Origin of the sequence: Streptomyces gardneri, from assembly GCF_006539185.1 — a bacterium.
Lineage (GTDB): Bacteria > Actinomycetota > Actinomycetes > Streptomycetales > Streptomycetaceae > Streptomyces > Streptomyces gardneri.
Genome location: NZ_BJMN01000013.1, coordinates 21,196 through 47,627, shown reverse-complemented (window position 1 = coordinate 47,627; position 26,432 = coordinate 21,196). Strand labels below are relative to the sequence as shown.

The 26,432-nt window shown below is 72.1% G+C and carries 21 protein-coding genes; 15 read left to right on the top strand and 6 right to left on the bottom strand.

The window, feature by feature from the left end:
* Positions 1 to 39: 39 nt before the first annotated feature.
* On the bottom strand, positions 40 to 2,118 hold the full coding sequence (locus tag SGA01_RS11150; RefSeq protein WP_141296019.1) for an Agd3-related carbohydrate deacetylase: 2,079 nt from the start codon (positions 2,116 to 2,118) through the stop codon (positions 40 to 42).
* 314 nt (positions 2,119 to 2,432) lie between these two features.
* On the opposite strand from SGA01_RS11150, the gene SGA01_RS11145 reads away from it, so the two are divergent.
* From SGA01_RS11145 to SGA01_RS11120, 6 genes are all read left to right on the top strand, one after another.
* Complete coding sequence (locus tag SGA01_RS11145) at positions 2,433 to 3,956, top strand: leucyl aminopeptidase (protein ID WP_141296016.1); 1,524 nt, start codon at positions 2,433 to 2,435, stop codon at positions 3,954 to 3,956.
* A gap of 299 nt (positions 3,957 to 4,255) precedes the next feature.
* Positions 4,256 to 5,644, top strand: coding sequence for a dihydrolipoyl dehydrogenase (gene lpdA / locus SGA01_RS11140; protein WP_141296013.1), 1,389 nt, complete (start codon positions 4,256 to 4,258; stop codon positions 5,642 to 5,644).
* Positions 5,645 to 5,706: 62 nt separating this feature from the next.
* The gene (sucB, locus tag SGA01_RS11135; RefSeq protein ID WP_141296010.1) at positions 5,707 to 7,485 is read left to right on the top strand and encodes a 2-oxoglutarate dehydrogenase, E2 component, dihydrolipoamide succinyltransferase; all 1,779 of its coding nucleotides are present in this window, start codon (positions 5,707 to 5,709) and stop codon (positions 7,483 to 7,485) included.
* Positions 7,486 to 7,624: 139 nt separating this feature from the next.
* The gene (locus SGA01_RS11130; protein WP_055643967.1) at positions 7,625 to 8,248 is read left to right on the top strand and encodes a GntR family transcriptional regulator; all 624 of its coding nucleotides are present in this window, start codon (positions 7,625 to 7,627) and stop codon (positions 8,246 to 8,248) included.
* A 319-nt stretch (positions 8,249 to 8,567) separates the two neighbouring features.
* Positions 8,568 to 11,273, top strand: a complete 2,706-nt coding sequence (gene aceE, locus SGA01_RS11125; RefSeq protein WP_141296007.1) for a pyruvate dehydrogenase (acetyl-transferring), homodimeric type — start codon at positions 8,568 to 8,570, stop codon at positions 11,271 to 11,273.
* Positions 11,274 to 11,405: 132 nt separating this feature from the next.
* Positions 11,406 to 12,371, top strand: coding sequence for a helix-turn-helix transcriptional regulator (locus SGA01_RS11120; protein WP_141296004.1), 966 nt, complete (start codon positions 11,406 to 11,408; stop codon positions 12,369 to 12,371).
* A gap of 113 nt (positions 12,372 to 12,484) precedes the next feature.
* On the opposite strand, the gene SGA01_RS11115 is transcribed toward SGA01_RS11120, so the two are convergent.
* Positions 12,485 to 13,405: an SDR family oxidoreductase gene (locus tag SGA01_RS11115; RefSeq protein ID WP_141296001.1), complete on the bottom strand. Its 921-nt coding sequence runs from the start codon at positions 13,403 to 13,405 to the stop codon at positions 12,485 to 12,487.
* A 110-nt stretch (positions 13,406 to 13,515) separates the two neighbouring features.
* On the opposite strand from SGA01_RS11115, the gene SGA01_RS11110 reads away from it, so the two are divergent.
* On the top strand, positions 13,516 to 14,037 hold the full coding sequence (locus SGA01_RS11110; protein ID WP_141296395.1) for a DUF4240 domain-containing protein: 522 nt from the start codon (positions 13,516 to 13,518) through the stop codon (positions 14,035 to 14,037).
* A gap of 125 nt (positions 14,038 to 14,162) precedes the next feature.
* On the opposite strand, the gene SGA01_RS11105 is transcribed toward SGA01_RS11110, so the two are convergent.
* Entirely contained in the window at positions 14,163 to 14,957 is a 795-nt protein-coding gene (locus tag SGA01_RS11105) for an SDR family NAD(P)-dependent oxidoreductase (RefSeq protein ID WP_099054276.1), read from the bottom strand.
* A gap of 119 nt (positions 14,958 to 15,076) precedes the next feature.
* On the opposite strand from SGA01_RS11105, the gene SGA01_RS11100 reads away from it, so the two are divergent.
* Complete coding sequence (locus SGA01_RS11100; protein ID WP_141295998.1) at positions 15,077 to 15,793, top strand: TetR/AcrR family transcriptional regulator; 717 nt, start codon at positions 15,077 to 15,079, stop codon at positions 15,791 to 15,793.
* Here the strand turns inward: SGA01_RS11100 and SGA01_RS11095 are convergent.
* A complete protein-coding gene (locus SGA01_RS11095; RefSeq protein WP_141296392.1) occupies positions 15,782 to 16,282 on the bottom strand; it encodes a GNAT family N-acetyltransferase in 501 nt (166 codons plus the stop codon). The genes SGA01_RS11100 and SGA01_RS11095 overlap by 12 nt on opposite strands.
* A gap of 46 nt (positions 16,283 to 16,328) precedes the next feature.
* On the opposite strand from SGA01_RS11095, the gene SGA01_RS11090 reads away from it, so the two are divergent.
* Positions 16,329 to 17,240: a TIGR01777 family oxidoreductase gene (locus SGA01_RS11090; RefSeq protein WP_141295996.1), complete on the top strand. Its 912-nt coding sequence runs from the start codon at positions 16,329 to 16,331 to the stop codon at positions 17,238 to 17,240.
* Positions 17,241 to 17,428: 188 nt separating this feature from the next.
* Positions 17,429 to 18,799, top strand: a complete 1,371-nt coding sequence (locus SGA01_RS11085) for an NAD(P)/FAD-dependent oxidoreductase (RefSeq protein WP_141295993.1) — start codon at positions 17,429 to 17,431, stop codon at positions 18,797 to 18,799.
* A gap of 116 nt (positions 18,800 to 18,915) precedes the next feature.
* Here SGA01_RS11085 and SGA01_RS11080 read toward each other — a convergent pair whose 3' ends face one another.
* On the bottom strand, positions 18,916 to 20,469 hold the full coding sequence (locus SGA01_RS11080; protein WP_141295990.1) for an NsdA family TPR-like regulatory protein: 1,554 nt from the start codon (positions 20,467 to 20,469) through the stop codon (positions 18,916 to 18,918).
* Between the two features lie 358 nt (positions 20,470 to 20,827).
* Here SGA01_RS11080 and lipB point away from each other — a divergent pair, with 358 nt between their 5' ends.
* The 4 genes from lipB (at position 20,828) to SGA01_RS11060 (ending at position 23,961) form a co-directional block, all read left to right on the top strand.
* Positions 20,828 to 21,637 carry a lipoyl(octanoyl) transferase LipB gene (lipB, locus tag SGA01_RS11075; RefSeq protein WP_141295987.1) on the top strand — a complete coding sequence of 270 codons (810 nt, stop codon included), beginning with the start codon at positions 20,828 to 20,830 and terminating at the stop codon, positions 21,635 to 21,637.
* Between the two features lie 147 nt (positions 21,638 to 21,784).
* On the top strand, positions 21,785 to 22,753 hold the full coding sequence (gene lipA / locus SGA01_RS11070) for a lipoyl synthase (protein WP_055643960.1): 969 nt from the start codon (positions 21,785 to 21,787) through the stop codon (positions 22,751 to 22,753).
* 277 nt (positions 22,754 to 23,030) lie between these two features.
* Positions 23,031 to 23,246 carry an SCO2195 family GlnR-regulated protein gene (locus SGA01_RS11065; RefSeq protein WP_141295984.1) on the top strand — a complete coding sequence of 72 codons (216 nt, stop codon included), beginning with the start codon at positions 23,031 to 23,033 and terminating at the stop codon, positions 23,244 to 23,246.
* A gap of 10 nt (positions 23,247 to 23,256) precedes the next feature.
* Positions 23,257 to 23,961 (top strand): DUF4191 domain-containing protein, encoded by a 705-nt coding sequence (locus SGA01_RS11060; RefSeq protein ID WP_141295981.1) that lies wholly within the window; start codon positions 23,257 to 23,259, stop codon positions 23,959 to 23,961.
* 133 nt (positions 23,962 to 24,094) lie between these two features.
* Here SGA01_RS11060 and SGA01_RS11055 read toward each other — a convergent pair whose 3' ends face one another.
* Positions 24,095 to 24,562: an RDD family protein gene (locus tag SGA01_RS11055; RefSeq protein ID WP_055643957.1), complete on the bottom strand. Its 468-nt coding sequence runs from the start codon at positions 24,560 to 24,562 to the stop codon at positions 24,095 to 24,097.
* 221 nt (positions 24,563 to 24,783) lie between these two features.
* On the opposite strand from SGA01_RS11055, the gene glnA reads away from it, so the two are divergent.
* On the top strand, positions 24,784 to 26,208 hold the full coding sequence (gene glnA / locus SGA01_RS11050) for a type I glutamate--ammonia ligase (RefSeq protein WP_141295977.1): 1,425 nt from the start codon (positions 24,784 to 24,786) through the stop codon (positions 26,206 to 26,208).
* The last annotated feature ends 224 nt before the right edge of the window (positions 26,209 to 26,432 follow it).

The following is a 26,432-nucleotide window of genomic DNA, read 5'->3' as shown; positions in this document are numbered from 1 at the left end:
GCGTTTCCCCCCAGGACGTGCTTGGTCAGACGGTGCTGGTCAGGCGGTCGGGAGCGTGAGTGTGACGGCGGTCTGGAGCAGTTCGGGCGTGGTCCAGGCGGAGCGGGTGCCCGCGTAGCCCGTGCCGAAGACGGTCGAGCCGAGCAGGAGCTGCTTGCGGGTGCCCTCGGGCGCGGTGACGGGCACGGTGAGGCCGGCGGGGGCCTTGACGGTGACCGTGGTGCCGACGCGGTAGGCGGTGACCTTCCCGGTGGCGACGGCCTGGTCCCAGGCGGCGCGGCGGCTCAGCTCGGTGCCGACGTCCTTCTGACGCGGGTTCACCAGGGGCGCGCTGGGCGCGAAGAGTGCGCGGTAGTCGGCGAGCACGCGGTCAAGGACGGGGTAGAGGAGCCGCTCCTCGGCCAGGTTGGACTGGTGGACGTAGTGCGGGCGGGGGTCGTTGCCGAGGACGTGGGAGAGGGCCGTGCGGGCCTCCTGCGGGACGATCCGCTCGGCGTAGCCCGTGGTGGTGGGGAGCGGGGCGGGCAGGCAGGTGGAGAGGGGGTTGTCCTCGCAGATGCCGCTGCCGCCGTCGGCGCGGGAGGTGTAGACCCAGTTGTACTCGTCGGCCATCTCGGCGGCGGTGCCCACGTTGTAGTACACGTTCATGGGGTGGCGGGGCACGGTCCTCGCGGCGGCGCTGCCCGTGCCGACGGCACGCTGCTGCGGTTCGCGGGAGTTGTCGCTCGCCGTCCATTTCACGCCGTTGTCGGCGAGGGCGCCGGCGAGGTTCGGATTGTCGACGGACTGCTGGGGCAGGGTCTTCAGACCGGAGTGCTCGCCGGTGACGAGTTCGGAGCGGTCGACGGAGATGCCCTTGCCGACGGCCCAGTTGTGGTTGTTGCGGATCTGCCCGGAGAGCTCGGAGCGGCTGACCCAGAGGGTGTTGCCCGAGATGTCCTTGGCGCACTGCCAGGGGACGGTGGTGTTGTCCTGGACGCAGCCGAGGAAGGGGTGGGTGTAGGTGTGGTTGATCCACCGGTACTGGGCGCGGTCCGCGAGGAGCTGCGTGGTGAGCGGGTCGGCGCCGCCGTGCTCGGTCTTCCACTGCTCGCCCTGGCCGCCGTTGTAGACCATGTCGAGGGTGAAGCCGGAGGCCTTCTGCCAGGCGGCGGCGTACTGGGCGTCGGCGGCGGTCATCCGGATCGGGTTCACGCCCTCGCCGTCGTCGTCGACGCAGTCGAAGTCGCCGGGGGTGCAGTTGAGGGTGGGGTCCCAGCGGGCGTCGGGGGCGAAGACGTCGTCGACGTGGACGGAGAGGTAGTTGCGGCTCTGGCCGAGGTGGACGCCCTGGGTGAGCCATTCGACGATGCCGCGCGCGAGGGCCCGGAACTGCCGCTGGTACTGGTTGTAGGCGAAGGTGACGACGAGCTCGCGGCGCCCGTCGGCGGTGTACTCGCCGACGAGGCTGGCCCGGCCGCCGCCGTCGACCGGGATGTCGACGTAGCTGGTGTAGCCCGCGCGGGGCCGGCCCGCGTAGCCGTAACTCTCGGCGATCGACGGGTCGTTGTCCTCGAAGGTGAGCGCTCCGGCGAGGTACCGGAAGGGGCCCGTCTTCCCTGCGGTGGTGATGCCGGCCGTGGTCCCGTCGAGGACGCCGGACCAGCCGCCCTCGTTCGTGTAGTCGAGGCCGACCCCGGGGTGCGACCAGGTGTAGGCGTCGACCTGCGGGATGCCGAAGGTCCGCTCGTACGCCTGGAGCGCGGTGTGCTCGGCGGAGTCGGGGCCGAAGGCGGTCTCGTGGGGCAGGACGACGCCCTGGTACTTGGCGCGCGGGCGCCCGTCGAGCGTGTCGCTGAGGAAGGCCGTGTCGAGGACCGGCCGGTTCGGGTCGTTGAGGTCGATCCTGCGGTACGGGACGCCGGAGCCCTTCAGCTCGGCGGTGATCGCCTCGACGGCGCTGCCTCCGTCGTCGACGACGAGGACCGTCAGGTCGACACGGGGCACCGGCGCGGTCGCCGCCTGAGCGGACGGCATGACGGTGGCGAGCAGCGCGGCGGCGGCGAGCGCGGCGACCCGGGCGGTGCGGGGCGCGGTGCGGCGGGCGCTTCTGGGCGTACGGATTCGGCCGGAGTCCATCGGTGGTGTCCCCCCTCGGCAGGCCCGTCCGGGCCGGGGCCGGACCGGCGGGACCTGTGGAGATGATGCAGATGGTGCAAAGGCGAGTGCGTTCGCCTTGCGGGATTGAGGCGAGTGTGGACGAGCGCTCCGAGCCTGAACGGTAAACATGAAAGAGACACCACGGATGAGTGAATCACTGCCGCCGTGAGCGAACGCGGTGAGCGAGCGTAGGCTCGTTCTCGGCGCTCTCCGGGCCGAAATACGATGCGGCGGGCACGGTCGGCCCATCCCTCGACCGCCACAGAACTCAATGGAAGCGAGATTTCACCACCGTGACTGCTCTCACTCTCAGCACTGCCGGTGCGGCGACGCTGCGCGCCGACGCCCTCGTGGTCGGCGTCGCGAAGTCCGGGAAGACGCTCGTCGTCGCCCCGGGCGCCGAGGCCGTCGACAAGGCCTTCGACGGGCGGCTCGCCACCGTCCTGGAGACCCTGGGCGCTTCGGGTTCCGAGGGAGAGGCGATCAAGCTGCCCGCGCCCGCCGGTCTCAAGGCCCCCGTCGTCCTGGCCGTCGGCCTGGGCACCGCCCCCGAGGACGGCGAGTCGTACGGCGCGGAGACCCTGCGCCGCGCCGCCGGTACCGCCGCCCGCACGCTGACCGGCTCGAAGAAGGCCGCCTTCGCGCTGCCGATCGTCTCCGCCGAGGACACCGCCGCCGTCGCGGAGGGCGCCCTGCTCGGCGCGTACGCCTACAACGCGTACAAGGCGGCCCCGGACGCAAAGGCAGACAAGGACGCGAAGAAGCCGCTGGCCGAGGTCGCCCTGCTCGGCGCCAAGCCGCGCGACAAGGCGTACAAGGCCGCCGCCGAGCGCGCCCAGGCCGTGGCCGAGGAGATGAACCGCGCCCGTGACCTGATCAACATGCCGCCGAACGACCTCTACCCCGAGTCCTTCGCCGCCGCCGTCACGGCCGCCGGCAAGGAGCACGGCCTCAAGGTGCAGGTGCTCGACGAGAAGGCGCTCGAGAAGGGCGGCTACGGCGGCATCCTCGGCGTCGGCAAGGGCGCCGTCCGCGGTCCGCGCCTGGTCCGCATCGCCTACACCCACCCGAAGGCGGAGAAGACCCTCGCCCTGGTCGGCAAGGGCATCACCTACGACTCCGGCGGCATCTCCTTGAAGCCTGCCGGCCACAACGAGACGATGAAGTGCGACATGAGCGGCGCCGCCGCCGTGTTCGCCGCCGTCGTCGCCGCGTCCCGCATCGGTCTCGCCGTCAACGTCACCGGCTGGCTCGCCCTCGCCGAGAACATGCCGTCCGGCAGCGCCACCCGCCCGGGTGACGTGCTGCGCATGTACAGCGGCAAGACCGTCGAGGTCCTCAACACCGACGCCGAGGGCCGGCTCGTCCTCGCCGACGCGCTGACCAAGGCCTCCGAGGAGCACCCGGACGCGATCGTCGACGTGGCGACCCTCACCGGCGCCATGGTCCTCGCCCTGGGCGACCGCACCTTCGGCATCATGGCCAACGACGACGACTACCGCACCGCGATCCACGAGATCGCCGAGGAGGTCGGCGAGCAGTCCTGGCCGATGCCGCTCCCGGCGGACCTGCGGAAGTCCATGGACTCCCCCACCGCCGACATGGCCAACATGGGCGTCCGGATGGGCGGCGGCCTGGTCGCCGGCCTCTTCCTCCAGGAGTTCGTGGGCGAGGGCATCACCTGGGCCCACCTGGACATCGCGGGCCCGGCCTTCCACGAGGGCGCCCCGTACGGCTACACCCCCAAGGGCGGCACCGGCTCCTCGGTGCGCACCCTGGTGAAGCTGGCCGAGCTCACGGCGGCCGGCGAGCTCTGAGCACACCCGTGACAGGGGCGGCCCCGGGTCTCGCGCCCGGGGCCGTCCCTGTCCGCGCCTGTGAGCGACTGTTCGCCCGCGACGAAATCCGTAGGTTCGTACGCTGCGGCGATCCCTCCGTACGGACGATCGGCCGTCTCACAGCACGGCCCCGCGTCCCGCCATCCGTCAACAAGTGCGAAGATGGGTTCTCGGCAGGACAGGGCCCCCACCACAGGGCCGAAATAAAGCGGCCGAACACCAGCCGCCGCCCGGTCACTGAAGACCGGCGACGAGCGCACATGCATGGAGGACGTGACGTGGCGAACGACGCCAGCACCGTTTTCGACCTAGTGATCCTCGGCGGCGGTAGCGGCGGTTACGCCGCGGCGCTGCGCGGAGCGCAGCTGGGCCTGGACGTCGCACTGATCGAGAAGAACAAGCTCGGCGGCACCTGCCTGCACAACGGCTGCATCCCGACGAAGGCCCTGCTCCACGCCGGCGAGGTCGCCGACCAGGCGCGCGAGGCGGAGCAGTTCGGTGTCAAGGCCTCCTTCGAGGGCATCGACATCAAGGGCGTGCACAAGTACAAGGACGACGTGATCTCGGGCCTGTACAAGGGTCTGCAGGGGCTCGTCGCCTCCCGCAAGGTGACCTACATCGAGGGCACGGGTCGCCTCTCCTCCCCGACCTCCGTCGACGTGGACGGCCGTCGCGTCGAGGGCCGGCACGTCCTCCTCGCCACGGGTTCCGTGCCGAAGTCGCTCCCCGGTCTGGAGATCGACGGCAACCGGATCATCTCCTCGGACCACGCGCTGACCCTGGACCGGGTCCCGGAGTCCGCGATCATCCTCGGCGGCGGCGTCATCGGCGTCGAGTTCGCCTCGGCGTGGAAGTCCTTCGGCACCGACGTGACGGTGATCGAGGGCCTGAAGCACCTCGTCCCGGTCGAGGACGAGAACAGCTCGAAGCTTCTTGAGCGCGCGTTCCGCAAGCGCGGCATCAAGTTCAACCTCGGCACCTTCTTCCAGTCCGCCGAGTACACCGACAGCGGCGTCAAGGTGACCCTGGCCGACGGCAAGACCTTCGAGGCCGAGGTGCTGCTCGTCGCGATCGGCCGCGGCCCGGTCTCCGCCGGTCTCGGCTACGAGGAGCAGGGCGTCGCGATGGACCGCGGCTACGTCCTGGTCGACGAGTACATGCGTACCAACGTGCCGACGATCTCGGCCGTGGGCGACCTCGTCCCGACCCTCCAGCTCGCGCACGTCGGCTTCGCCGAGGGCATCCTCGTCGCGGAGCGCCTGGCCGGCCTGAAGGCCGTGCCGATCGACTACGACGGCGTGCCGCGGGTGACGTACTGCCACCCCGAGGTCGCCTCCGTCGGCATCACCGAGGCCAAGGCCAAGGAGATCTACGGCGCGGACAAGGTCGTCGCCCTGAAGTACAACCTCGCGGGCAACGGCAAGAGCAAGATCCTCAAGACCGCGGGCGAGATCAAGCTCGTCCAGGTCAAGGACGGTGCCGTGGTCGGCGTCCACATGGTCGGTGACCGCATGGGCGAGCAGGTCGGCGAAGCGCAGCTGATCTACAACTGGGAGGCGCTGCCGGCCGAGGTCGCGCAGCTCATCCACGCCCACCCGACGCAGAACGAGGCGCTCGGCGAGGCTCACCTGGCCCTGGCCGGCAAGCCGCTGCACTCCCACGACTGACGCTCACGTCATCACAGGGCGCGACGACCACTTTCCGCAATTCGTTAGGAGCAACTGAAACCATGTCGGTTTCCGTAACCCTGCCGGCGCTCGGCGAGAGCGTCACCGAGGGCACCGTCACCCGCTGGCTCAAGGCCGAGGGTGAGCGTGTCGAGGCCGACGAGCCGTTGCTCGAGGTCTCGACCGACAAGGTCGACACCGAGATCCCCGCCCCCGCCTCGGGCATCCTGGCCTCCATCAAGGTCGCCGAGGACGAGACGGTCGAGGTCGGCGCCGAGCTGGCCATCATCGACGACGGCACGGGCGCCCCGGCCCCGGCCGCCGCCCCGGCCGCCGAGGCCGCCCCGGCCCCGGTCGCCGCCCCGGCCCCCGTGGCCGAGGCCCCGGCCGCCCCGGCGCCGGTCGCCGAGGCCCCCGCCGCCGCTCCGGCCGGCGCCGCCTCCGGCACGGACGTCGTGCTGCCCGCGCTGGGCGAGTCCGTCACCGAGGGCACCGTGACCCGCTGGCTGAAGTCGGTCGGCGAGACCGTCGAGGCCGACGAGCCGCTGCTCGAGGTCTCCACGGACAAGGTCGACACCGAGATCCCGGCCCCGGTCTCGGGTGTCCTCCTGGAGATCACCGTCGCCGAGGACGAGTCCGCCGAGGTCGGCGCCAAGCTGGCCGTCATCGGTGCCGCGGGTGCCGCTCCGGCCGCCCCCGCCGCCCCGGCCCCGGCCGCTCCGGTCGCCGCCCCGGTCGCCGCCCCGGCGCCCGTCGCGGCTCCGGCTCCGGTGGCCCCGGCCGCCCCGGTCGCGGCTCCCGCGCCGGTGGCTCCGGCCGCTCCCGTGGCCGCTCCGGCTCCGGTCGCGCCCGCCGCCCCGTCCATCGCCCCGGCGCTGGTCACCCCGGTCGCCCCGGCTCCGGCCGAGGACGGCGCGTACGTGACCCCGCTGGTCCGCAAGCTCGCCACCGAGAACGGTGTCGACCTGGCGGCCGTCAAGGGCTCCGGCGTCGGCGGTCGCATCCGCAAGCAGGACGTCCTCGCAGCCGCCGAGGCCAAGAAGGCCGCGGCCGCCCCCGTCGCCGCTCCGGCTGCTCCGGCCGCCGCCGCGAAGGCTCCGGCCCTCGCGGTGTCCCCGCTGCGCGGTCAGACCGTCAAGATGACCCGCATGCGCAAGGTCATCGGCGACAACATGATGAAGGCGCTGCACGGCCAGGCCCAGCTGACCTCGGTCGTCGAGGTCGACATCACCAAGCTGATGAAGCTGCGCGCCCGCGCCAAGGACGCGTTCGCGGCTCGTGAGGGCGTCAAGCTCTCCCCGATGCCGTTCTTCGTCAAGGCGGCGGCCCAGGCGCTGAAGGCCTTCCCGGTCATCAACGCCCGGATCAACGAGGACGAGGGCACGATCACCTACTTCGACACCGAGAACATCGGTATCGCGGTGGACTCCGAGAAGGGTCTGATGACCCCGGTCATCAAGGGTGCGGGCGACCTCAACATCGCCGGCATCTCGAAGAAGACCGCGGAGCTGGCCGGCGCCGTGCGCGCCAGCAAGATCACGCCGGACGACCTCGCCGGTGCGACCTTCACCATCTCCAACACCGGTTCGCGCGGCGCGCTGTTCGACACGATCATCGTGCCCCCGAACCAGGTCGCCATCCTGGGCATCGGCGCCACCGTGCGCCGTCCGGTCGTCATCAACCACCCGGACCTGGGTGAGACGATCGCGGTCCGCGACATGACGTACGTCGCCCTGTCCTACGACCACCGCCTGGTGGACGGCGCCGACGCGGCCCGCTACCTGACGGCCGTCAAGGCGATCCTCGAGGCCGGCGAGTTCGAGGTCGACCTCGGCCTGTAAGGCCTCCGCGAGGCCACGTGAGGGCCGGCCACCGGCTGGCAACGTAACGAGCCTCACCTGCGGCGCCCCCGCCCGGAAGTGTTTCCGGACGGGGGCGCCGCCGTATTGTCTAAGGGTCAACACTCCCCAAGGAGCCTTCATGACCGTCCCCGTCGTCCACTCGCTGCGCGAACAGATCCGCGAGCACATCGTGGAGGGGATCGTCAGCGGCCGCTGGAAGCCGGGCGAGCGCATCGTGGAGCGCCGGATCGCGACGGAGCTGGAGGTCAGCCAGACCCCGGTCCGCGAGGCCCTGCGCGAGCTGGAGTCCCTGCGCCTGATCGAGTCGGCCCCCAACAAGGGCGTCCGGGTCCGCAATCTCACCGCGGCCGACCTGGAGGAGAGCTACCCCGTACGAGCCGGTCTGGAGCAGATCGCGGCCGAGCTGGCCGCCGGACGTCTGGCGACGGACTGCTCGGCCCTCGAGCCGCATGTGACGGCGCTGTACGAGGCGGACGCGACCGCCGACGGCACGGCGCAGGTGCGGCACACGGTGGCCTTCCACCGGGAGTTGGTGAAGGCCGCCGGGAACGCCGTGCTGCTGCACACCTGGGAGACGCTCGGCATCGAGGTCTTCACGGCCCTGTCGATCCGCTGGCTCGGCACGGTCCAGAAGTCGTACGCGGAGGAGCACCAGGAGCTGGTGGAGGCCTTCCGCAGGGGTGACCCGAACATCGGGGCGCTCGTGAAGGCGCACGTCCTGGGCTGCGCCCCGCGCGCCTGACGTCTCCCCCTTCGGTTGCAGGAATCGAGCGGGCCCACCTCTCCGGCGGGCCCGCTCATTCGTGCGAGCATGCCCTCAGACGACCGCTCCCACCTGCGAGAACAAGCCAGAATCAAGGCGAATACGAGGCACCCGGTGCCCTGCTTCGCGGCACCCTGTGCCGACTTTCTCGATCTGAAGAGGTTTTCCCCTTCAACCCTTTGATCGATCATCGATCGTCGGTTTACAGTCTTCGGCGGGCCGTCACCCGGCCCTTCGCCCTGTCCTGCCAGACAAGGCCCCCTTTTCTCCACCCCCACCTGTCCGGAAGGCGGCGATCATGACCGATCCCGTAGGCAAGATTCCGAGCGAGCTCGACCAGCTCCCGGACCGTGACACCGAGGAGACCGCCGAGTGGGCGGCCTCCCTGGACGCCGTCACCAAGGCCGCCGGCCCTCACCGGGCCGCCTACCTGATGCGCCGCACGCTCCAGCACGCCGAGGGCGCGGGCCTCGCCCTGCCCAAGCTGCTGGAGACGGACTACGTCAACACCATCCCCACCTCCGCGGAGCCGTCGATCGCCGAGTTCGGCGGCGACGAGGAGATGGAGCGGAAGATCACCGCCTGGAACCGCTGGAACGCGGCCGCGATGGTCACCCGCGGCTCCAAGTACGGGGTCGGCGGCCACATCGCCACCTTCGCCTCGGCGGCCTGGCTCTACGAGACCGGCTTCAACCACTTCTTCCAGGGCAAGGAAGCCGACGGTTCCGGCGACCAGCTCTACATCCAGGGCCACGCCTCCCCCGGCATCTACGCCCGCGCGTTCCTCGACGGGCGCCTGAACGAGGCCCAGCTCGACAACTTCCGGCAGGAGTCCGGCGGCAACGGCCTGCCCTCCTACCCGCACCCGCGCCGGCTGCCCTGGCTGTGGGAGTTCCCCACCGTCTCCATGGGTCTCGGCCCGCTCTCCGCGATCTACCAGGCGCGCTTCAACCGCTACCTGACGAACCGCTCCATCAAGGACGTCTCCGCGTCCCACGTGTGGGCCTTCCTCGGTGACGGCGAGATGGACGAGCCCGAGTCGACGGCAGCCCTCGCGCTCGCCGCCCGCGAGGGTCTGGACAACCTGACCTTCGTCATCAACTGCAACCTGCAGCGCCTCGACGGCCCGGTCCGCGCCAACTTCAAGATCGTGCAGGAGCTGGAGGCCCAGTTCCGCGGCGCCGGCTGGAACGTCGTGAAGTCGCTGTGGGGCAACGCCTGGGACGAGCTGTTCGCGCTCGACACCACCGGCGCCCTCGTCCGCCGCCTCCGCGAGGTGCCGGACGCGCAGGTCCAGACGTACCAGACCCGCGACGCCGCCTACATCCGCCAGGACTTCTTCGGCAAGGACCCGGCGCTCGTCGCGATGGCGCAGCTGCTGAGCGACGACAAGATCCTCGAGTGTTTCCACCTCTCCCGCGGTGGCCACGAGCCGCGCAAGGTGTACGCCGCGTACAAGGCCGCCCTGGAGTTCAAGGGCGCGCCGACGGTCATCCTCGCGCAGACCGTCAAGGGCTTCACCCTCGGTGAGGGCTTCGCGTCGAAGAACGCGAACCACCAGATGAAGAAGCTCACGACCGACGAGTTCAAGAACATGCGTGACCTTCTCGAGCTCCCGATCTCGGACGCGCAGTTCGTCGACGGCCAGGTGCCCTACGGCCACCCCGGCGCCGACTCCCCCGAGGTCCGCTACCTCCAGGAGCGCCGCGCGGCCCTCGGCGGCCCGGCCCCGGCCCGCCGCACCCACGCGCTGGCCCCGCTGCCGGCCCCCGCCGACAAGGCCTTCACGGCCTTCGACAAGGGCTCCGGCTCGCAGTCGATGGCGACCACGATGGCCTTCGTGCGACTCATCAAGGACTTGATCCGCGACAAGGAGACCGGCAAGCGCTGGGTCCCGATCGTCCCGGACGAGGCCCGTACCTTCGGTATGGAGTCGCTGTTCCCGTCGCTCGGCATCTACTCGCCGAAGGGCCAGACGTACGAGCCGGTCGACCGCGACCAGCTGATGTACTACAAGGAGGCCGTCAACGGCCAGATCCTCAACGAGGGGATCACCGAGGCCGGTTCGATGGCCGACTTCATCGCCGCTTCCACCGCGTACTCCACGCACGGCGAGGCGATGATCCCGTTCTACATCTTCTACTCGATGTTCGGCTGGCAGCGGACCGCCGACCAGATGTGGCAGCTCGGCGACCAGCTCGGCCGCGGCTTCCTCGTCGGCGCGACCGCCGGCCGCACCACCCTGACCGGTGAGGGCCTCCAGCACGCCGACGGCCACTCGCCGGTGATCGCGGCCACGAACCCGGCGGCGCTGACGTACGACCCGGCGTTCGCCTACGAGGTCGCCGTCATCGTCAAGGAGGGTCTGCGCCGGATGTACGGCGAGGCCGCCGAGGGCGAGGACCAGGACGTCTTCTACTACCTGACGGTCTACAACGAGCCGATGCCGCAGCCGGCCAAGCCGTCCGGCATCGACGAGGGCATCGTCAAGGGCCTCTACCGCTTCAACACCGCGGAGTCGGCCGGTCTCGACCTGCCCGCGAACGCCTCGCGCATCCAGCTCCTCTCCTCCGGCACGGCCATCCACTGGGCCCTCGAGGCGCAGAAGCTGCTCGCCGCCGAGTGGGGCGTGGCCGCCGACGTGTGGTCCGCGACCTCCTGGACGGAGCTGCGGCGCGACGCCCTGGAGGCCGACGCGGCCCTCCTGCGCGGCGAGGAGCAGGTGCCGTACGTCCGCAAGGCCCTGGAGGGCATCGACTCGCCGGTCCTGGCGGTCTCCGACTACATGCGCCAGGTCCCGGACCAGATCGCGCAGTGGGTCGAGCAGGACTGGTCCTCGCTGGGCGCCGACGGCTTCGGCCTCTCGGACACCCGCGACGCGGCCCGCCGCCACTTCGGCGTCGACGCCCAGTCGATCGTCGTCGCCTCGCTCGCGCAGCTCGCGCGGCGCGGCGAGGTCCAGGCGACGGCCGTGAAGGAGGCGCGCGAGCGCTACGGCCTGTAGTCCGGCCGGCTGATCGGTTCCGAGGGGCCGTGCCCGTACGTCTCGTACGGGCACGGCCCCTCGGCGTGTCGCCCCGAGGTCGTGAGCCCGGTTCTGCGCCCCGGAGGCGAACCGAGCCCTGAAAATAGGCCCATGCGTGCCGCACGTCTCATCAAGCTGGTCCTGTTGCTCCAGTCCCGGCCGTCGATGACGGCCGCCGAACTGGCCGCCGAACTGGAGGTGTCGGAGCGGACCATCACCCGGGACGCGCTCGCCCTCTCCGAGGCGGGGGTCCCGGTGTACGCGGACCGGGGCCGCGCGGGCGGCTACCGGCTGGTCGGCGGCTACCGGACGCAGCTCACGGGGCTCGCGCGCGGCGAGGCGGAGGCGCTGTTCCTCTCCGGGCTGCCGGGCGCGCTGCGCGATCTGGGCCTCGCGGACGCGGCCTCGGCGGCGCGGCTGAAGGTGTCGGCGGCGCTGCTGCCCTCCCTGCGGGACGCCCCGGACGCGGTGGGCCGGCGCTTCCTTCTGGACGCGCCCGGCTGGTACCAGGAGCCGGAGACCCCGGAGCTGCTCGCCCCGGTCGCGGAGGCGGTCTGGGACGACCGGCTGCTCTTCGCCCGCTATCTGCGCGGGGACGGCGAGGAGGTGGAGCGGGAGCTGTGTCCGTACGGCCTCGTCCTGAAGGCGGGTGTCTGGTACGTGTGCGCGCGGGCCGACTCCTCCTTCCGCACGTACCGCGTGGACCGGTTCACGGCGGTCGCCGTGGGCGAGGAGCGGTTCGTCCGGGACGAGGACTTCGACCTGCCGTCGTTCTGGGAGGAGCGGGCGGCGGAGTTCGCCCGCTCGCTGCTCCGCGCGGAGGTCGTCCTGCGGCTCTCGGAGGCGGGCGCGCGGCGGCTGCCGCACGTGACGGACCGAGCGGCCGCCGAGGAGGCCCTGGCGGCGGGGGCCGCGGAGGACGACGGCCGGCTGCGGGTCGTCCTGCGCGTGGAGAGCGAGGAGGTCGCCTTCTCCCAGCTGCTCACCCTGGGCCCGGAGGCCGAGGTCCTGGCCCCGGCCGCACTCCGCGCACGCTTCACGGCGGCGGCCCGGGGCCTGGCGACGCTGTACTCCTGACCGGGACGGGACGGGCCTCCCCGGGGCCCACCGGGGTCGGGCCGGCCTCGGCGCCCGACCGGGCCGGTCCCGGGACCGGCCCTACCGGTAGGGCCGGTCCCGGGCCCCCGGCCCTACCGGTAGTCGGCCACGTCCGGCGTTCCCGTCTCGTCCGCGAACATGTAGCCCCAGGCGTCCGGCTGCGAGCCGTCGGCGTCGGTGAAGCCGTACTCCCGGGCCAACTGGCCGCTGGAGAGCGACTGGCCGTTCCAGCGACGGCGGTCGGCGTCGGCGGCGAGGGCGGCGACGGCCCTGCCGACGTACACCGGGGACTCGGCGACGGCGAATCCGGGGATCCTCTCGACGGCGTCCCGCCAGTTCTCCTCGGTGACGCCGAAGGCCGCGAGCATCTGCTCGGACCTGAGCCAGCCGGGGGTGAGGGCGACGGCCGTGCCGCCGTACTCCTCCAGTTCCTTGCCGAGGCCGAAGGCCATCCGGAGGGGGGCGTTCTTGGCGAGGTCGTAGAAGAGGTTCTCGCGGAAGCGGGTGCCGTTGTACTCGGTGGTGCCGTCGGTGACCTCGACGACGAGCCCGCCGGGGTTCCTGATGAGCAGCGGCAGGGCCGTGTACGAGGTGATGACGTGCGTCCGGACACCGAGTTCGAGCATCCTGAGGCCGCCGGCAAGGTCGTTCTCCCAGGTCTTCTTCCCGAAGACGAGGAGGTGCTCGCCGCCCCACACGTCGTTGACGAGGACATCGAGCCGTCCCCGTTCCCGGTCGATCCGGTCGACCAGGGCCCGGACCTGGTCCTGCTCCAAATGGTCGGTCGGCACGGCGATGCCCTCGCCCCCCGCGGCCGTCACCAGTTCGGCCGTCTCCTCGATGGTCTCGGTGGCGCGGCCGACCTCGCTGACCTTCTCGCGGGTGGTGCGCCCCGTGACGTACACGGTGGCTCCGGCGGCGCCGAGCTGGACGGCGATGGCCCGTCCCGCGCCCCGGGTGGCTCCGGCGACCAGGCAGATACGTCCCCGCAGGGGTGTGGTTTCCGTCGTCATGGACACCAGACTGGCAGGAAAGTACGACATCTTCTGTCCGGATTCATTTCCGGAGTTCTTCGGGCATTCCGGGTGCGTCGCGCCCGCCGAGACAGGATGCTGGTCCCGTGATGGACGAGACGGAGTTCTGGGAGATCATCGACGCCACCCGCGAGGCCGCCGAGGGCGACCCCGAGGAACAGGCCGATCTGCTCGTGGAACGGCTGACCCGGCTGGATCCCGACTCCGTGCTCGACTACGCCCGCCATTTCGAGGCCCGCTACAACCGCGCGTACCTCTGGGACCTGTGGGGCGCGGCCGCCGTGCTCCTCGGCAGGTCCGGCGACGACACCTTCGACTTCTTCCGCTGCTGGCTCATCGGCCAGGGCCGGGAGGTCTTCGAGGGGGCGGTGCACGATCCGGACGCGCTGGCGGAGCTGCTCGCCGACTTCGACGTGGAGATCGACGGGGACGGCGAGGAGATCGGTTTCGCGGCGGACGAGGCGTACGAGCAGCTGACCGGCGCCGAGACCCCGGACCTGGGCATTCCGATGCCGGGCGGGGAGCCGCTGGGCGCGCCCTTCGACCTGGAGGACGACGGTGTCCTCGCGGCCCGCTTCCCCCGGCTGTGGGAGCGCTTCGGGGCCGCGTAGGAGCAGGAGAGGGAAGCAGGAAGAGGTACGGACCCGGGGGGCCGTCCCGCCCCGGGTCCGTACCGGCTCATTCGTACGGCTCTTCCGTACCGGCTCTCGTGCCGGCGCTTCCGTACCCGCGCCCGTCAGAAGTGCGTGCCGCCGTCGACGCGGACCTCGGTGCCGGTGATGAACTTCCCGTCCTCGCTCGCGAGCATCGCGACGACGCCGGCGACCGTCTCGGGACCGGCGAAGCCCTGGCCGAGGGCGGGGGCGAGCTTGGCGAAGAGGGACCAGTCGGTGTCCTCGGGCAGGCCGGGGCCGATCGACTGCTTGCTGGCGCCGGTGCCGTCGGTCATGCCGGAGGAGATGGAGCCGGGCTGGACGGCGGTGAAGCGGATGCCCTGCTTGGCGTACTCGGCGGCGAGCGCGTGGGTCATGGACTGGATGCCGCCCTTGCTGGCCGCGTAGGCCGCCATGTAGGGGTGGGCGAACATCGCGGAGGTCGAGGAGAAGTTCACGACGGCGGAGCCGTTGCCCTCCAGGAGGGCCGGTATCGACTCGCGGATCACGAGGAAGGTGCCGGTGAGGTTGATCCGGAGCACCTGCTCGAAGGAGTCGAGGCTCGTCTCGTGCGTGTGCGAGGAGCGCAGGACGCCGGCCGCGTTGACCAGGACGTCCAGACCGCCGAGCGCCTCGACGGCGGCGGCGACGCCGGCCCGTACGGAGTCCTCGTCGGCGACGTTCACGACGACCGTGGTGAGGCGGTCGGCGGCCTCGCCGGCCTTGGCGACGGTGTCCTTGAGGCCGTCCTCGCTGATGTCGGCGGCGACGACCCGGCCGCCCTCGGCGAGCACGCGGAGCACGGTGGCCTGGCCGATGCCGGAGCCACCGCCGGTGATGAGGGCGCGGCGTCCTTCGTAACGGGTCAGCTGGTTCATGGTGGCAACCTCTCGATGTCAAGCTTCCGTGGAACGCTGCCACCGTACGCCCGAGTGGCACGTTTTGCCAGAGATGCACGTCGTGCACTTTCGGCAGGTGCGGGCGTACGCTTCGTACGGTGAGCACCAAGCCCCCCTCCCTGACGGAGCGCCGCAAGGCCGCGACCCAGCTGGACATCGCCCGAGCCGCCGCCGAGCTCTTCACCGAGCGCGGACCCGACGGCACCACGGCCGAGGACATCGCCCAGCGGGCCGGGGTCGCCCTGCGCACCTTCTACCGGTACTTCCGCTCCAAGCAGGACGCCGTGGCCCCGCTCCTCGCGGGCGGCGCCGACCGCTGGCGCGAGCAGCTCGCGGCGGCCGGCCCCGGGGCCCGCCTCCCCGAGGCGCTGGAACGCTCGATCGCCGAGTCGCTGGCCGCGGAGGACGAGGAGGCGGCCGAGGGGGTGCGCTGGACGCGCGGGCTCCTGCGGGCGGCCGCACAGGACCCCGCCCTGCGGGCCGTCTGGTACCGGGTCAACCAGGAGTCCGAGGAGCGGCTGCGGGAGGTCCTGGCCGGGCTCGCGGGCCCGGAGACCGACCCGCTGGAGATCCGGCTCGCGGCGGCGGCGGCCACGGACGCCATCCGGATCGCCCTGGAGACCTGGGCGGAGACGGACGCGCCGGTACGCGGCGAGGGCTCACCGGCCGCTCTCGCCGTCCGCTGCCTGCGCGAGCTGATGGGCGGGATGCGGCTCCTCGGGGAGGCGACCGCCGAGGACGGCACGAGGGACAGCACGAGGGGCGGCTCGCGGGACGACGGCCCGGCCGCGTCCGGAAACGACTCAGGCGTGTAGCGAGCGGCCCATCAGGACGTCGTCCACGTACTCCCCGTCGATCAGGAGCTCGCCCGGCAGGACGCCCTCGACCGCGAAGCCCTCGGAGGCGTAGAGCGCGCGGGCCGGCGCGTTGTGTCCGAGGACCCGCAGGGTGATCCGGCGGGCGCCCTCCCCGCGGGCCCGCTCCACGGCCGCCCGCAGCAGCGCCCGCGCCACGCCCCGGCCGCGGACGGACTCGTCGACCACGAGGCCCTGGATCTGGCGCACGTGGGCGGTGGCGGCGAGCGGGGTCGGCAGGACGAGCCGTATGTATCCGGCCACGGCGCCGTCCACCACCGCGACGAGGTAGTCACCGGGCCGGTGGCGGTCGTCGAAGAAGGGCTCGTACGGCTCCGTCGGCGCGGGCAGCACGGCGTGCAGGGGCGACCAGGCGGCCCGGTCGAGCGCGGCGAGGACGTCCTCGTCCCCGGCGTCGGCGATACGTATCTGCGTCTCCGGCACGATCATGACGGCCACTGTGTCACGCACGGGACCGGGAGGGCAGGATGAGCCCATGCAGCGTTCCGCCACCCGCAAGCGCGTCGCCGTCACCGGCGCATCCGGACTCATCGGCCGGGCCCTCGTCCGCTCCCTGCGCGCCGACGGCCACGACGTCCTCCGCCTCGTCAGGCGGCCCGCAGCGACCGCCGACGAGGTCGAGTGGGACCCGAAGCGGCTGTACGTGGACGCCGCCGGACTCGTCGGGGTGGACGCCGTCGTCCACCTGGCGGGCGCCGGTGTCGGCGAACGCCGCTGGACCGAGGCGTACAAGCGGGAGATCCGCGACAGCCGCGTCCTCGGCACGCGGGCGATCGCCGAGGCGCTGGCCTCGCTCGCCTCGCCGCCGGAGGTCCTGGTGTGCGGCACGGCGCTCGGCTGGTACGGCGACACCGGCAGCCGCGCGGTCGACGAGAGCGCGCCCGCCGGGACGGGCTTCCTGCCCTCGGTGTGCGTGGAGTGGGAGGCCGCCGCGGCCCCCGCCGAGGAGGCCGGCATCCGCGTCGCGTACGCCCGCACCGGCCTGGTCGTGGCCCGCGAGGGCGGGGCGTGGGGGCGGCTCTTCCCGGTCTTCCGCGCCGGGCTCGGCGGGCGGATGGGCGACGGCCGCCAGTACTGGTCCCACATCTCCCTCCACGACGAGGTGGCCGCCCTGCGCCACGTGGTCGACACCCCGGCCCTGTCGGGCCCGGTGAACCTGACGGCCCCCGAGCCGGTCACCAACCGCGAGGTGACGGCCGCGATGGGCCGGGTCCTGCGGCGGCCGACCCTGTTCACGGTCCCGGCGCCCGCCCTGAAGCTGGTGCTCGGGGACTTCGCCCAGGACGTGCTGGGCAGTCAGCGGGTGCTGCCGGGGAGGCTGTTGGAGTCCGGCTTCGACTTCGCCTTCCCGACGATCGACGAGGCGATCAGGGCCGCGGCCCGCTGACGCACCCCTCCCCCGGCTCCCTGCGCTCCCCCGTGCTGCGTGCACCCCGCCGCGCGCGGGCCGACTTCCGTGGGCGCGCTCCCTAGGCTCGATGCCCATTGTTCGATACGACCGCGAACGCGGGCATTCCGGGGGCCGGTTGGGGGCATAAGGCCTCCCACCGGCGGCGCCGACCTGGGGAGGGGCACGTGCTCAGTACCGCAAGTACCGCACAGCGAACGGACGTCGGGGAAACCGTCGACGTCGTCATCGTGGGGGCCGGGATCGCGGGGCTCACGGCCGCCCGCCGGCTGACCGGGGCCGGGCTCTCCGTCGCCGTCCTGGAGGCGGAGCCGCAGGTGGGCGGCCGGATGGCCACCGACTCCGTCGACGGCTTCCTGCTCGACCGGGTGGGCCCCCTGCTCACCCTGTCGCCCGAGGAGCTGCGGGCCGTGCCGGGGCTCGACGGCCTCGCGCTCCGTCCCTTCGCCCCCGGGGTTCTCGTGCACAGCGACGGCCGGCACGCCCGGTGGGGCGCCCCGCACCCGCGCAGGGCGGGCGGCACGCACCGAGGCGGGGGGCACCGGAGCGTGGGGGGAGCGTTCAGCGTGGCACGCGCCCTCGCGAGCGCCCCCCGGCGTCCGACGGCCTCGCTCGACCAGGCGCGGCTCGGCGCGTCCCTGGTCCGGCTCGCCGCGACCCCGTCGCAGCGGCTGCTCGCCCGCCCCGAGCGGACGGCGCGCGAGGCGCTGACCGCCCGGCTGCCCGCCCGGACCGTGCAGGGTGTGCTGCGACCGCTGCTCGCGGCGCTCCTCGGCGACCCGGACCTCGTCATGTCGAGCCGCCGGGCGGACCTGGCGCTGCGCGCCTTCGCCCGGGGCCGGCTCGCCGTACCGGAGGGCGGTTCGGCGGCCCTCCCGGAGCGGCTCGCCGCCTCGCTGCCGCCCGGCACGGTCCGTACCGGCGTCCGGGTCACGGAGGCGTCCGTCTCCCGGGTGACGACCGCCGAGCACGGGGTCTTCGGCTGCCGCTCGGTGCTGCTCGCGACGGGGGCACGGACGGCGGCCGAGCTGCTGCCCGGCCTGCGGGCGCCCGCCTTCCACGCGGTGACGGTCCTGCACCACACGGCGCCCGCGGCGCCCACCGGGGACCCGACGCTGCTCCTGGAGTCCGACCCGGGCGGGCCGGTGGCCCACACGGCCGTGATGAGCGCGGTCGACCCGGTCCGCGCCCCGGAGGGCCGGGCCCTGATCACCTCGACGGTGCTCGGGGCGCCGCCGGACGACACGGAGCGCCGGGTCCGCAAGCACCTCGCCACGCTGTACGGCACGTCGACCGACGAGTGGGAGCTGCTGGCCCTGCACCACACTCCGGAGGCCGTGCCGGCGATGCCGCCGCCGTACGACGCCCGCCGCCCGGTCCGACTGCTCGCGGGCCTGTACGTGTGCGGCGACCACCGGGACGCGGGCACGCCGCAGGGCGCCCTCGCCTCGGGAGCGCGCGCGGCCCGCGCGCTCCTCGGCGACCTCGGCGTCCGGCTCCCGCAGGAGGAGGAAGAGACGGCGGAGGAGGCCGCGTAACGCGGACGCGGACGCAGCCCCGGCCCGGGGCACGGGGCTCCGAGCCGGGCTCCGGCTCCGGGGCACGGGGCGCGGGCTCCGAGCCGGGCTCCGGCTCCGGGCTCCGGGCTCCGGGCTCAGCCGAGGGCGGCCACGCGGTCGCGGTAGGTGCGGGCGGCCGCGGCGTCGCGGTACGGCTCCAGGCGGCGCTCGAAGTCGCGGACGTACTCGACGGCGCGCGCCGACCGCATCTCGGAGGCCTGCTGGGCGGCCTCCGCGCCCAGGGCGCACGCCTGGTCGAGTTCGCCGAGGGCGAGGCGCGAGGTGGCGAGGACGACCCGGCAGAAGAGCCGGCTGCGGGCGAAGCCGGGTGCGCGCAGCTGGAGGGCGCGCTCGGCGTGCTGGGCGGCGGGCCGGTACTGCTGGAGGTCGCGGTGGCAGTGCCCGAGCTCGTCGGCGAGCTGGGCCTCGTCGAACATCCTGGCCCAGTAGGGCACCTCGTCGCCCGGCCTGGCCGCTTCGAGGGCCCGCTCGGCCCGGACCAGGGAGGCGCCGCAGACCCGGGCCTCGCCGAGGACCGCGTGCCCGCGGGCCTCGATCGCGTGCAGCATCGCCTGGACGACGGGCGGCGCGGCGGGCCCGACGCCCTGCTGGGCGACCCGGGCGAGCTGCACGGCCTCCCTCCCGTGGCCGAGGTAGACGGCCTGGCAGCTCATGGTGAGGAGCACGTACGAGCCGTAGGCCCGGTCGCCGGCGGCCTGGGCGAGGCGCAGCGCCTGGACGAAGTAGCGCTGGGCGAGGCCGTGGGCGGCGATGTCGTACGAGGTCCAGCCGGCGAGTCGGGTGAGGTCGGCGGCTGCGGCGAAGAGGCGGCGGCCGACGGACTCGCCGTACGTGCCGCGCAGCATCGGCTCGGCCTCGTGCTCCAGGTAGCGGACGAGGGCCTGGCGGGCGTGGCCGCCGCCGTAGGCGTGGTCGAGGGTGCGGAAGAGCTCGCCGACGGAGCGGAGGGCGGCGATGTCGCCGCTGGAGACCCGCTGGCCGGGTCCGCGGTCCGTACCGCGCTGCCGGGGCACGGAGAAGCGGCCCTGCGGGGGGACGCGCGGGTCGTGCTGCGCCACTCGGGGGTCGTTCGGGACGCGGGGTTCGTGCGGGGAGCGCGGGTCGGGCCGCGCGTGGGGGTCGCCGGGCGCCCCGGTGTGGGACCGGGAGGAGGGCGGGCCGGGGGCGGGCTCGCCGCGGGCGACCCGCTCGTCGGCGCGGCCGATGAGCCAGTCGCGGCTGGGCACGACGAGCCCCGCCGGGGTGAAGGCGATCTTGCGGAGTTCGGCGTGGCTGCCGGAGTCCTTGCGCCAGAGCCCGCTGACGATGTCGACGGCCTCCTCGGGGGTCGCCGCGAACTCCAGGCCCGCGTAGACCGGCGCGCAGGCGTCGAGACCGAGGTCCTGCGCGGAGAGCCGGCGGCCGAGGCGCCGGGTGAAGACCTCGGCGATGAGGGCGGGGGTGGTGCCGCGCGGCTGCTGGCCGCGGAGCCAGCGGGTCACGGAGGTCTTGTCGTACCGCAGATCGAGGCCGTGTTCCAGACCGAGCTGGTCCACTCGTCTGGCGAGGCCCGCATTGGAGAACCCGGCTTCGGCGATGAGCGAGGCGAGCTGGCGGTTCGGGATGCGCTGCGGTGGTCGTTCCGTCATCAGCTGTGCGGTCTCCTGCCTTCCGGGCCCAGGTGCAGCCCGTTCGGTCCCTCATGGAACGGCGTGAATTTAGCGGTCCTCACGGCCTGTACCGCCACCTTCGCCCCACATTCATCCGATCGTGTGAGGATTGACGGCACCGCTGACGTAGCCGCCGCGGTCCAGCTGACGGAGGCGGCACCCCCGCACCGCCCGTAGGGGGCGTCCCCGGCACCGCCCGCGCCGCCGCCCCCGGCACCCCCGTACAGGTGTGCGTGGTGTCGCCGTACAGTGGCATGGGCGCGAATGACGCATGTGCCGATCCGGCCCGGGATGATCCCCGGTCCCCGGTCCCCGGCACCCAGGAGGAGGCATGGCCGTGAGTGAGCTGCGATTCGTCCGCCTTGGTTTCGGCGCGGAAGCCGTCGAGTACCAGGTGGCCTGGGACAAGCAGCGCGAGGTGCACGCCGCGCGGTTCGCCGACGAGACCCCCGACACCTGTCTGCTCCTGGAGCACCCGCCGGTCTACACGGCCGGCCGGCGCACGGCGGAGAGCGAGCGCCCGCTGGACGGGACGCCCGTCGTGGACGTCGACCGCGGCGGCAAGATCACCTGGCACGGCCCCGGCCAGCTCGTCGGCTACCCGATCATGAAGCTGCCCCGCCCGGTGGACGTCGTCGCACACGTCCGCCGCCTGGAGGACGCCCTGATCCGTACGGCCGCGGAGTTCGGTGTGGAGACGAGCCGGGTCGAGGGGCGCAGCGGTGTCTGGGTCCTGGGCGACCCGGTGGAGCAGCGACCGTCGCTCGGCGGGCTCTCCCTCGACTTCGACCCCCGTCTCACCGACGAGGAGTTCGACCCCCGGCTGAACGGCCCCGAGTACGCGCCGTCCAACGCCGGCCAGCGCCGCGAGGACCGCAAGCTCGCCGCCATCGGCATCCGGGTCGCCAAGGGCGTCACCATGCACGGCTTCGCCCTGAACGTGAACCCGGACAACACCTGGTTCGACCGGATCATCCCCTGCGGGATCCGCGACGCGGGCGTGGCCTCGCTCGCGAACGAGCTGGGCCGGGACCTCACGATCGAGGAGGTGCTCCCGGTCGTGGAGCGCCATCTGCGGGAGGTCCTGGAGCAGGCGGAGCTGAAGCCGCGCGAGATCGAGCGTCCGGCGGAGCCGGCCTCCGTCTGAGGCACGGCCCGCTCGGGCACGGCCTCCACACTGGGGGCACGGCCTGAGGAATGCGGGGCTCTGGCCATGGGTTGGCCAGAGGTAAGGCATGGGAAGCAACGGGCGTACCCTGGTGTGCGCCGAAGAATCGAAGCTACAGGAGCCGATGTGTCCGCAGTCGCACCCGACGGACGCAAGATGCTGCGCCTGGAGGTCCGGAACGCCCAGACCCCCATCGAGCGCAAGCCCGAGTGGATCAAGACCCGCGCGAAGATGGGTCCCGAGTACACGAAGATGCAGGGCCTCGTGAAGAGCGAGGGCCTGCACACGGTCTGCCAGGAGGCGGGCTGTCCCAACATCTTCGAGTGCTGGGAGGACCGCGAGGCGACCTTCCTCATCGGCGGCGACCAGTGCACGCGGCGCTGCGACTTCTGCCAGATCGACACGGGCAAGCCCGAGGCGCTGGACCGTGACGAGCCGCGGCGCGTGGGCGAGTCGGTCGTCACGATGGACCTGAACTACGCCACGATCACCGGCGTCGCGCGCGACGACCTGGAGGACGGCGGCGCCTGGCTGTACGCGGAGACCGTGCGCCAGATCCACCAGCAGACGGCGGAGCGCGCCGACGGCCGCACGAAGGTCGAGCTGCTGGCCCCCGACTTCAACGCGGTGCCGGAGCTCCTGAAGGAGGTCTTCGACTCGCGCCCCGAGGTCTTCGCGCACAACGTCGAGACCGTCCCGCGGATCTTCAAGCGGATCCGTCCGGGCTTCCGCTACGAGCGCTCCCTCGACGTCATCACCCAGGCCCGCGACTACGGTCTGGTCACGAAGTCGAACCTGATCCTCGGCATGGGCGAGACCCGCGAGGAGGTCAGTGAGGCGCTCCGGCAGCTGCACGACGCGGGCTGTGAGCTCATCACGATCACGCAGTACCTGCGCCCCTCGGTGCGGCACCACCCCGTCGAGCGCTGGGTGAAGCCGCAGGAGTTCGTGGAGCTGAAGGAGGAGGCCGACGAGATCGGCTTCTCCGGTGTGATGTCGGGCCCGCTGGTCCGGTCCTCGTACCGCGCGGGCCGCCTCTTCCAGCAGGCGATCGAGAAGCGCGGCGCGGTCGACAACGCCACGCAGGCGGTCTGATCGCTCCACGGCCCCGCCGTGTGAATCCGAGCACAAGCAGTTACCGGTCAGTAATGGCCGGATCGAACGCGGCCCGTACGCCCCCGCAGCTCAGCGGGGACGTACGGGCCGCGTCGGCGTTCTCCGGTGGCACGACCGGCCGCGCCAACGTTTCATCAGTGTTTGACCACTGGGTCACGCCCTGGTAACACCGATCTGTGAGCCTGGATTCACTCACCGCCACCACCGCTCGCATCCCCCCGCCTCGTCTCATCCGCAATCGAGGGAGGACCCCGACATGCCGGCCGCATCGACGCACGTCCGCGTCACCGCGATCCCGTCCGTCACCGACGCCCTGAAGGCCGTGGAGGCCCTGCTGCTCGGCGCCGGGCAGCGCACCGCCCGGCGCAACGCCTGGACCTCCGTCCTGGAGGACCGCCGCCACGCCAAGGACCGGGTCGAGGCCCAGCATGTGATGGAGGCCGCGTCTGGCCACGCTTCCCGGGCCACGTAAACTTCAGGACATGGCGAGGAAGGCAAACACGGGCAGCGCTGACGCTGCGAACCAGGGGCGGCTCAAGCAGATCGCCCTCACGTACAAGATGACCCGGAAGGCCGACCCTAAGGTCGGACTTGTCGTCGCAGGCGTGGGCATCGTCGTACTCGGTGTCCTCCTCGCGATCGGCTTCCTCATCGGTCATCCGGTCTATCTGGGCATCCTGGGCTTCGTCCTGGCGCTCCTGGCGGCGGCCATCGTCTTCGGGCGGCGTGCCGAGCGCGCGGCCTTCGGGCAGATGGAGGGCCAGCCGGGCGCGGCCGCGGCGGTGCTGCAGAACGTCGGGCGCGGCTGGACGACGACCCCCGCGGTCGCGATGAACCGCAGCCAGGACGTCGTGCACCGCGCGGTCGGCCGGGCGGGCATCGTGCTGGTGGCGGAGGGCAACCCGAACCGGGTGAAGACTCTGCTGGCGGCCGAGAAGAAGCGGATGAGCCGCGTCGTGGTGGACGTGCCGGTGCACGACCTCATCGTCGGCGACGGCGAGGGCCAGGTGGAGCTGAAGAAGCTGCGCACGACCATGCTCAAGCTGCCCCGCGTGCTCACCGGCCCGCAGGTCACCGCGGCCAACGACCGGCTGCGGGCGATGGGCGACCTGATGAGCAACATGCCGCTGCCGAAGGGCCCGATGCCCAAGGGCATGAAGATGCCGCGCGGCGGAAAGATGCGCTGAGCGGAACGACGCGCTGACGCGCCCGACCGAACACGAGAAGAAGGGCCCCGGACCACACGGTCCGGGGCCTTCTCGCTGTCGGCGGTCGGCCGGGTCCTGTCGGCGGTCGGCCGGGGCAGACAGGTCGGACAGGTCAGATACGGACCTGGACGGCGCCGGAGAGGCGGTCGTGGAGGCCGCGGCCGTCGCGGTCCCAGATCAGGGCCGGGACGGCGAGGCAGACGAGCACGGAGCGGACGACGACGCGCCAGAGGCTCAGCCGGCCGCCGTTCGCCGAGACGACCACCAGGCCGAAGAGGCGCTTGCCGGGCGTCGAGCCGATGGTGCCGACGGTCAGCACGCTCAGGACGAGCAGGAGACCGAGCGCCCAGTTGCTGGTCGCCTGGCTGTAGCTGTCGGTGATCAATCCGTATGCGATCAGAAGACACAGGGCCCAGTCGACTGCGAGGGCGCCGAGCCGGCGGCCCGGGCGGGCGATCGAGCCGGGTCCCTCCTCGGGGAGTCCCAGCTGCTGCCCCCGGTATCCGAAGTCCACGCCTGCTTGCTCCGCCGCGGCACGGGGGCCGGAGAGCCACGATCCGAGTGCTTGCCTGTTGTCCACCCGACCACGGTACTGCGCCCGTTTTCGATCACTTCCGTCCGGGTCGGCGTACGCGCGCCACAGCGCGCCGCACACCCGCTCCGGTTAACTTCGACGAAACAAATGGGTCATGCTTGAGAAATCCCGTCTGCCTATGGTCGGGTCCAGCGTGTGCCACCGCACTGGCCGCACGACCGAGCTGCAACCCCGCCCCTCCCCGGGCCGGGAGTAGGAGGAGTTGGATGTCCGAGAAGCACGGGTTCCAGAACGCCGACGAGGTCAAGAAGTTCATCAAGGACAACGACGTCAAGATGGTCGACGTCCGGTTCTGCGACCTTCCGGGCGTGATGCAGCACTTCACGATCCCGGCGACGGCCTTCGACCCGGCGGAGGAGCTCGCCTTCGACGGCTCGTCGATCCGCGGCTTCCAGGCGATCCACGAGTCCGACATGGCGCTCCGCGCCGACCTGTCGACGGCCCGCGTGGACCCCTTCCGCCGCGACAAGACGCTGAACATCAACTTCTTCATCCACGACCCGATCACGGGCGAGGCCTACAGCCGCGACCCGCGGAACATCGCGAAGAAGGCCGAGGCGTACCTCGCCTCCACCGGCATCGCCGACACCGCGTACTTCGGCCCCGAGGCGGAGTTCTACGTCTTCGACTCGGTGCGCTTCGAGACCTCGGCGAACCAGGGCTTCTACCACATCGACTCCGAGGCCGGCGCCTGGAACACCGGTTCGGAGGAGAACAACCGCGGCTACAAGGTCCGCTACAAGGGCGGCTACTTCCCGGCCCCGCCGGTCGACCACTTCGCCGACCTGCGCTCGGAGATGTCCCTGGAGCTGGAGAACGTCGGCCTCCAGGTCGAGCGCCAGCACCACGAGGTCGGCACCGCCGGCCAGGCCGAGATCAACTACAAGTTCAACACGCTGCTCGCCTCGGCCGACGACCTGATGCTGTTCAAGTACATCATCAAGAACGTCGCCTGGCGCAACGGCAAGACCGCGACCTTCATGCCGAAGCCGATCTTCGGCGACAACGGCTCGGGCATGCACGTCCACCAGTCGCTGTGGGCCAACGGCGACCCGCTGTTCTACGACGAGACGGGCTACGCGGGCCTCTCGGACACCGCCCGCTACTACATCGGCGGCATCCTCAAGCACGCCCCGTCGCTGCTCGCCTTCACCAACCCGACGGTGAACTCGTACCACCGCCTGGTCCCGGGCTTCGAGGCCCCGGTCAACATGGTGTACTCGCAGCGCAACCGCTCCGCCGCCATGCGCATCCCGATCACGGGCTCGAACCCGAAGGCCAAGCGCGTCGAGTTCCGCGCGCCGGACCCGTCCTCGAACCCGTACCTCGCCTTCTCGGCGCTGCTCCTCGCGGGCCTCGACGGCATCAAGAACAAGATCGAGCCCGCGGAGCCGATCGACAAGGACCTGTACGAGCTCGCTCCCGAGGAGCACGCGAACGTCCAGCAGGTCCCGACCAACCTGGAGGCCGTGCTCCACGCCCTCGAGGACGACAACGAGTACCTGCAGGCCGGTGGCGTCTTCACGTCCGACCTGATCGAGACCTGGATCGACTACAAGCGCACCCACGAGATCGCCCCGATCCAGCTGCGCCCGCACCCGCACGAGTTCGAGCTCTACTTCGACCTCTAGGCCGTACCGCGCGAGCGAGGTTCTCACGAGGCCCGTCGTCCCCTTTCGAGGGGCGGCGGGCCTCCGCCGTTTTCCGGCCAAGATCACGAAACGGGGAACAGGTGACGAACTTTCGTACGTACCTACGAGTAGGTCTGTTCACGCTCCGCGACTGATCGATAGCGTGACGTCGTCGCTGCCGCCACACCCGGAGCACGGGGCTCCGCTGGGACTAGCTGGCGCGA

What these genes read in the sequence shown, in the direction of transcription:
- SGA01_RS11150 (WP_141296019.1), bottom strand. Translation starts at nt 2,118, where the DNA reads ATGGACTCCGGCCGAATCCGTACGCCCAGAAGCGCCCGCCGCACCGCG.
- sucB (WP_141296010.1), top strand. Translation starts at nt 5,707, where the DNA reads ATGTCGGTTTCCGTAACCCTGCCGGCGCTCGGCGAGAGCGTCACCGAG.
- SGA01_RS11130 (WP_055643967.1), top strand. Translation starts at nt 7,625, where the DNA reads ATGACCGTCCCCGTCGTCCACTCGCTGCGCGAACAGATCCGCGAGCAC.
- aceE (WP_141296007.1), top strand. Translation starts at nt 8,568, where the DNA reads ATGACCGATCCCGTAGGCAAGATTCCGAGCGAGCTCGACCAGCTCCCG.
- SGA01_RS11120 (WP_141296004.1), top strand. Translation starts at nt 11,406, where the DNA reads ATGCGTGCCGCACGTCTCATCAAGCTGGTCCTGTTGCTCCAGTCCCGG.
- SGA01_RS11115 (WP_141296001.1), bottom strand. Translation starts at nt 13,405, where the DNA reads ATGACGACGGAAACCACACCCCTGCGGGGACGTATCTGCCTGGTCGCC.
- SGA01_RS11110 (WP_141296395.1), top strand. Translation starts at nt 13,516, where the DNA reads ATGGACGAGACGGAGTTCTGGGAGATCATCGACGCCACCCGCGAGGCC.
- SGA01_RS11105 (WP_099054276.1), bottom strand. Translation starts at nt 14,957, where the DNA reads ATGAACCAGCTGACCCGTTACGAAGGACGCCGCGCCCTCATCACCGGC.
- SGA01_RS11095 (WP_141296392.1), bottom strand. Translation starts at nt 16,282, where the DNA reads ATGATCGTGCCGGAGACGCAGATACGTATCGCCGACGCCGGGGACGAG.
- SGA01_RS11090 (WP_141295996.1), top strand. Translation starts at nt 16,329, where the DNA reads ATGCAGCGTTCCGCCACCCGCAAGCGCGTCGCCGTCACCGGCGCATCC.
- SGA01_RS11080 (WP_141295990.1), bottom strand. Translation starts at nt 20,469, where the DNA reads ATGACGGAACGACCACCGCAGCGCATCCCGAACCGCCAGCTCGCCTCG.
- SGA01_RS11065 (WP_141295984.1), top strand. Translation starts at nt 23,031, where the DNA reads ATGCCGGCCGCATCGACGCACGTCCGCGTCACCGCGATCCCGTCCGTC.
- SGA01_RS11060 (WP_141295981.1), top strand. Translation starts at nt 23,257, where the DNA reads ATGGCGAGGAAGGCAAACACGGGCAGCGCTGACGCTGCGAACCAGGGG.
- glnA (WP_141295977.1), top strand. Translation starts at nt 24,784, where the DNA reads ATGTCCGAGAAGCACGGGTTCCAGAACGCCGACGAGGTCAAGAAGTTC.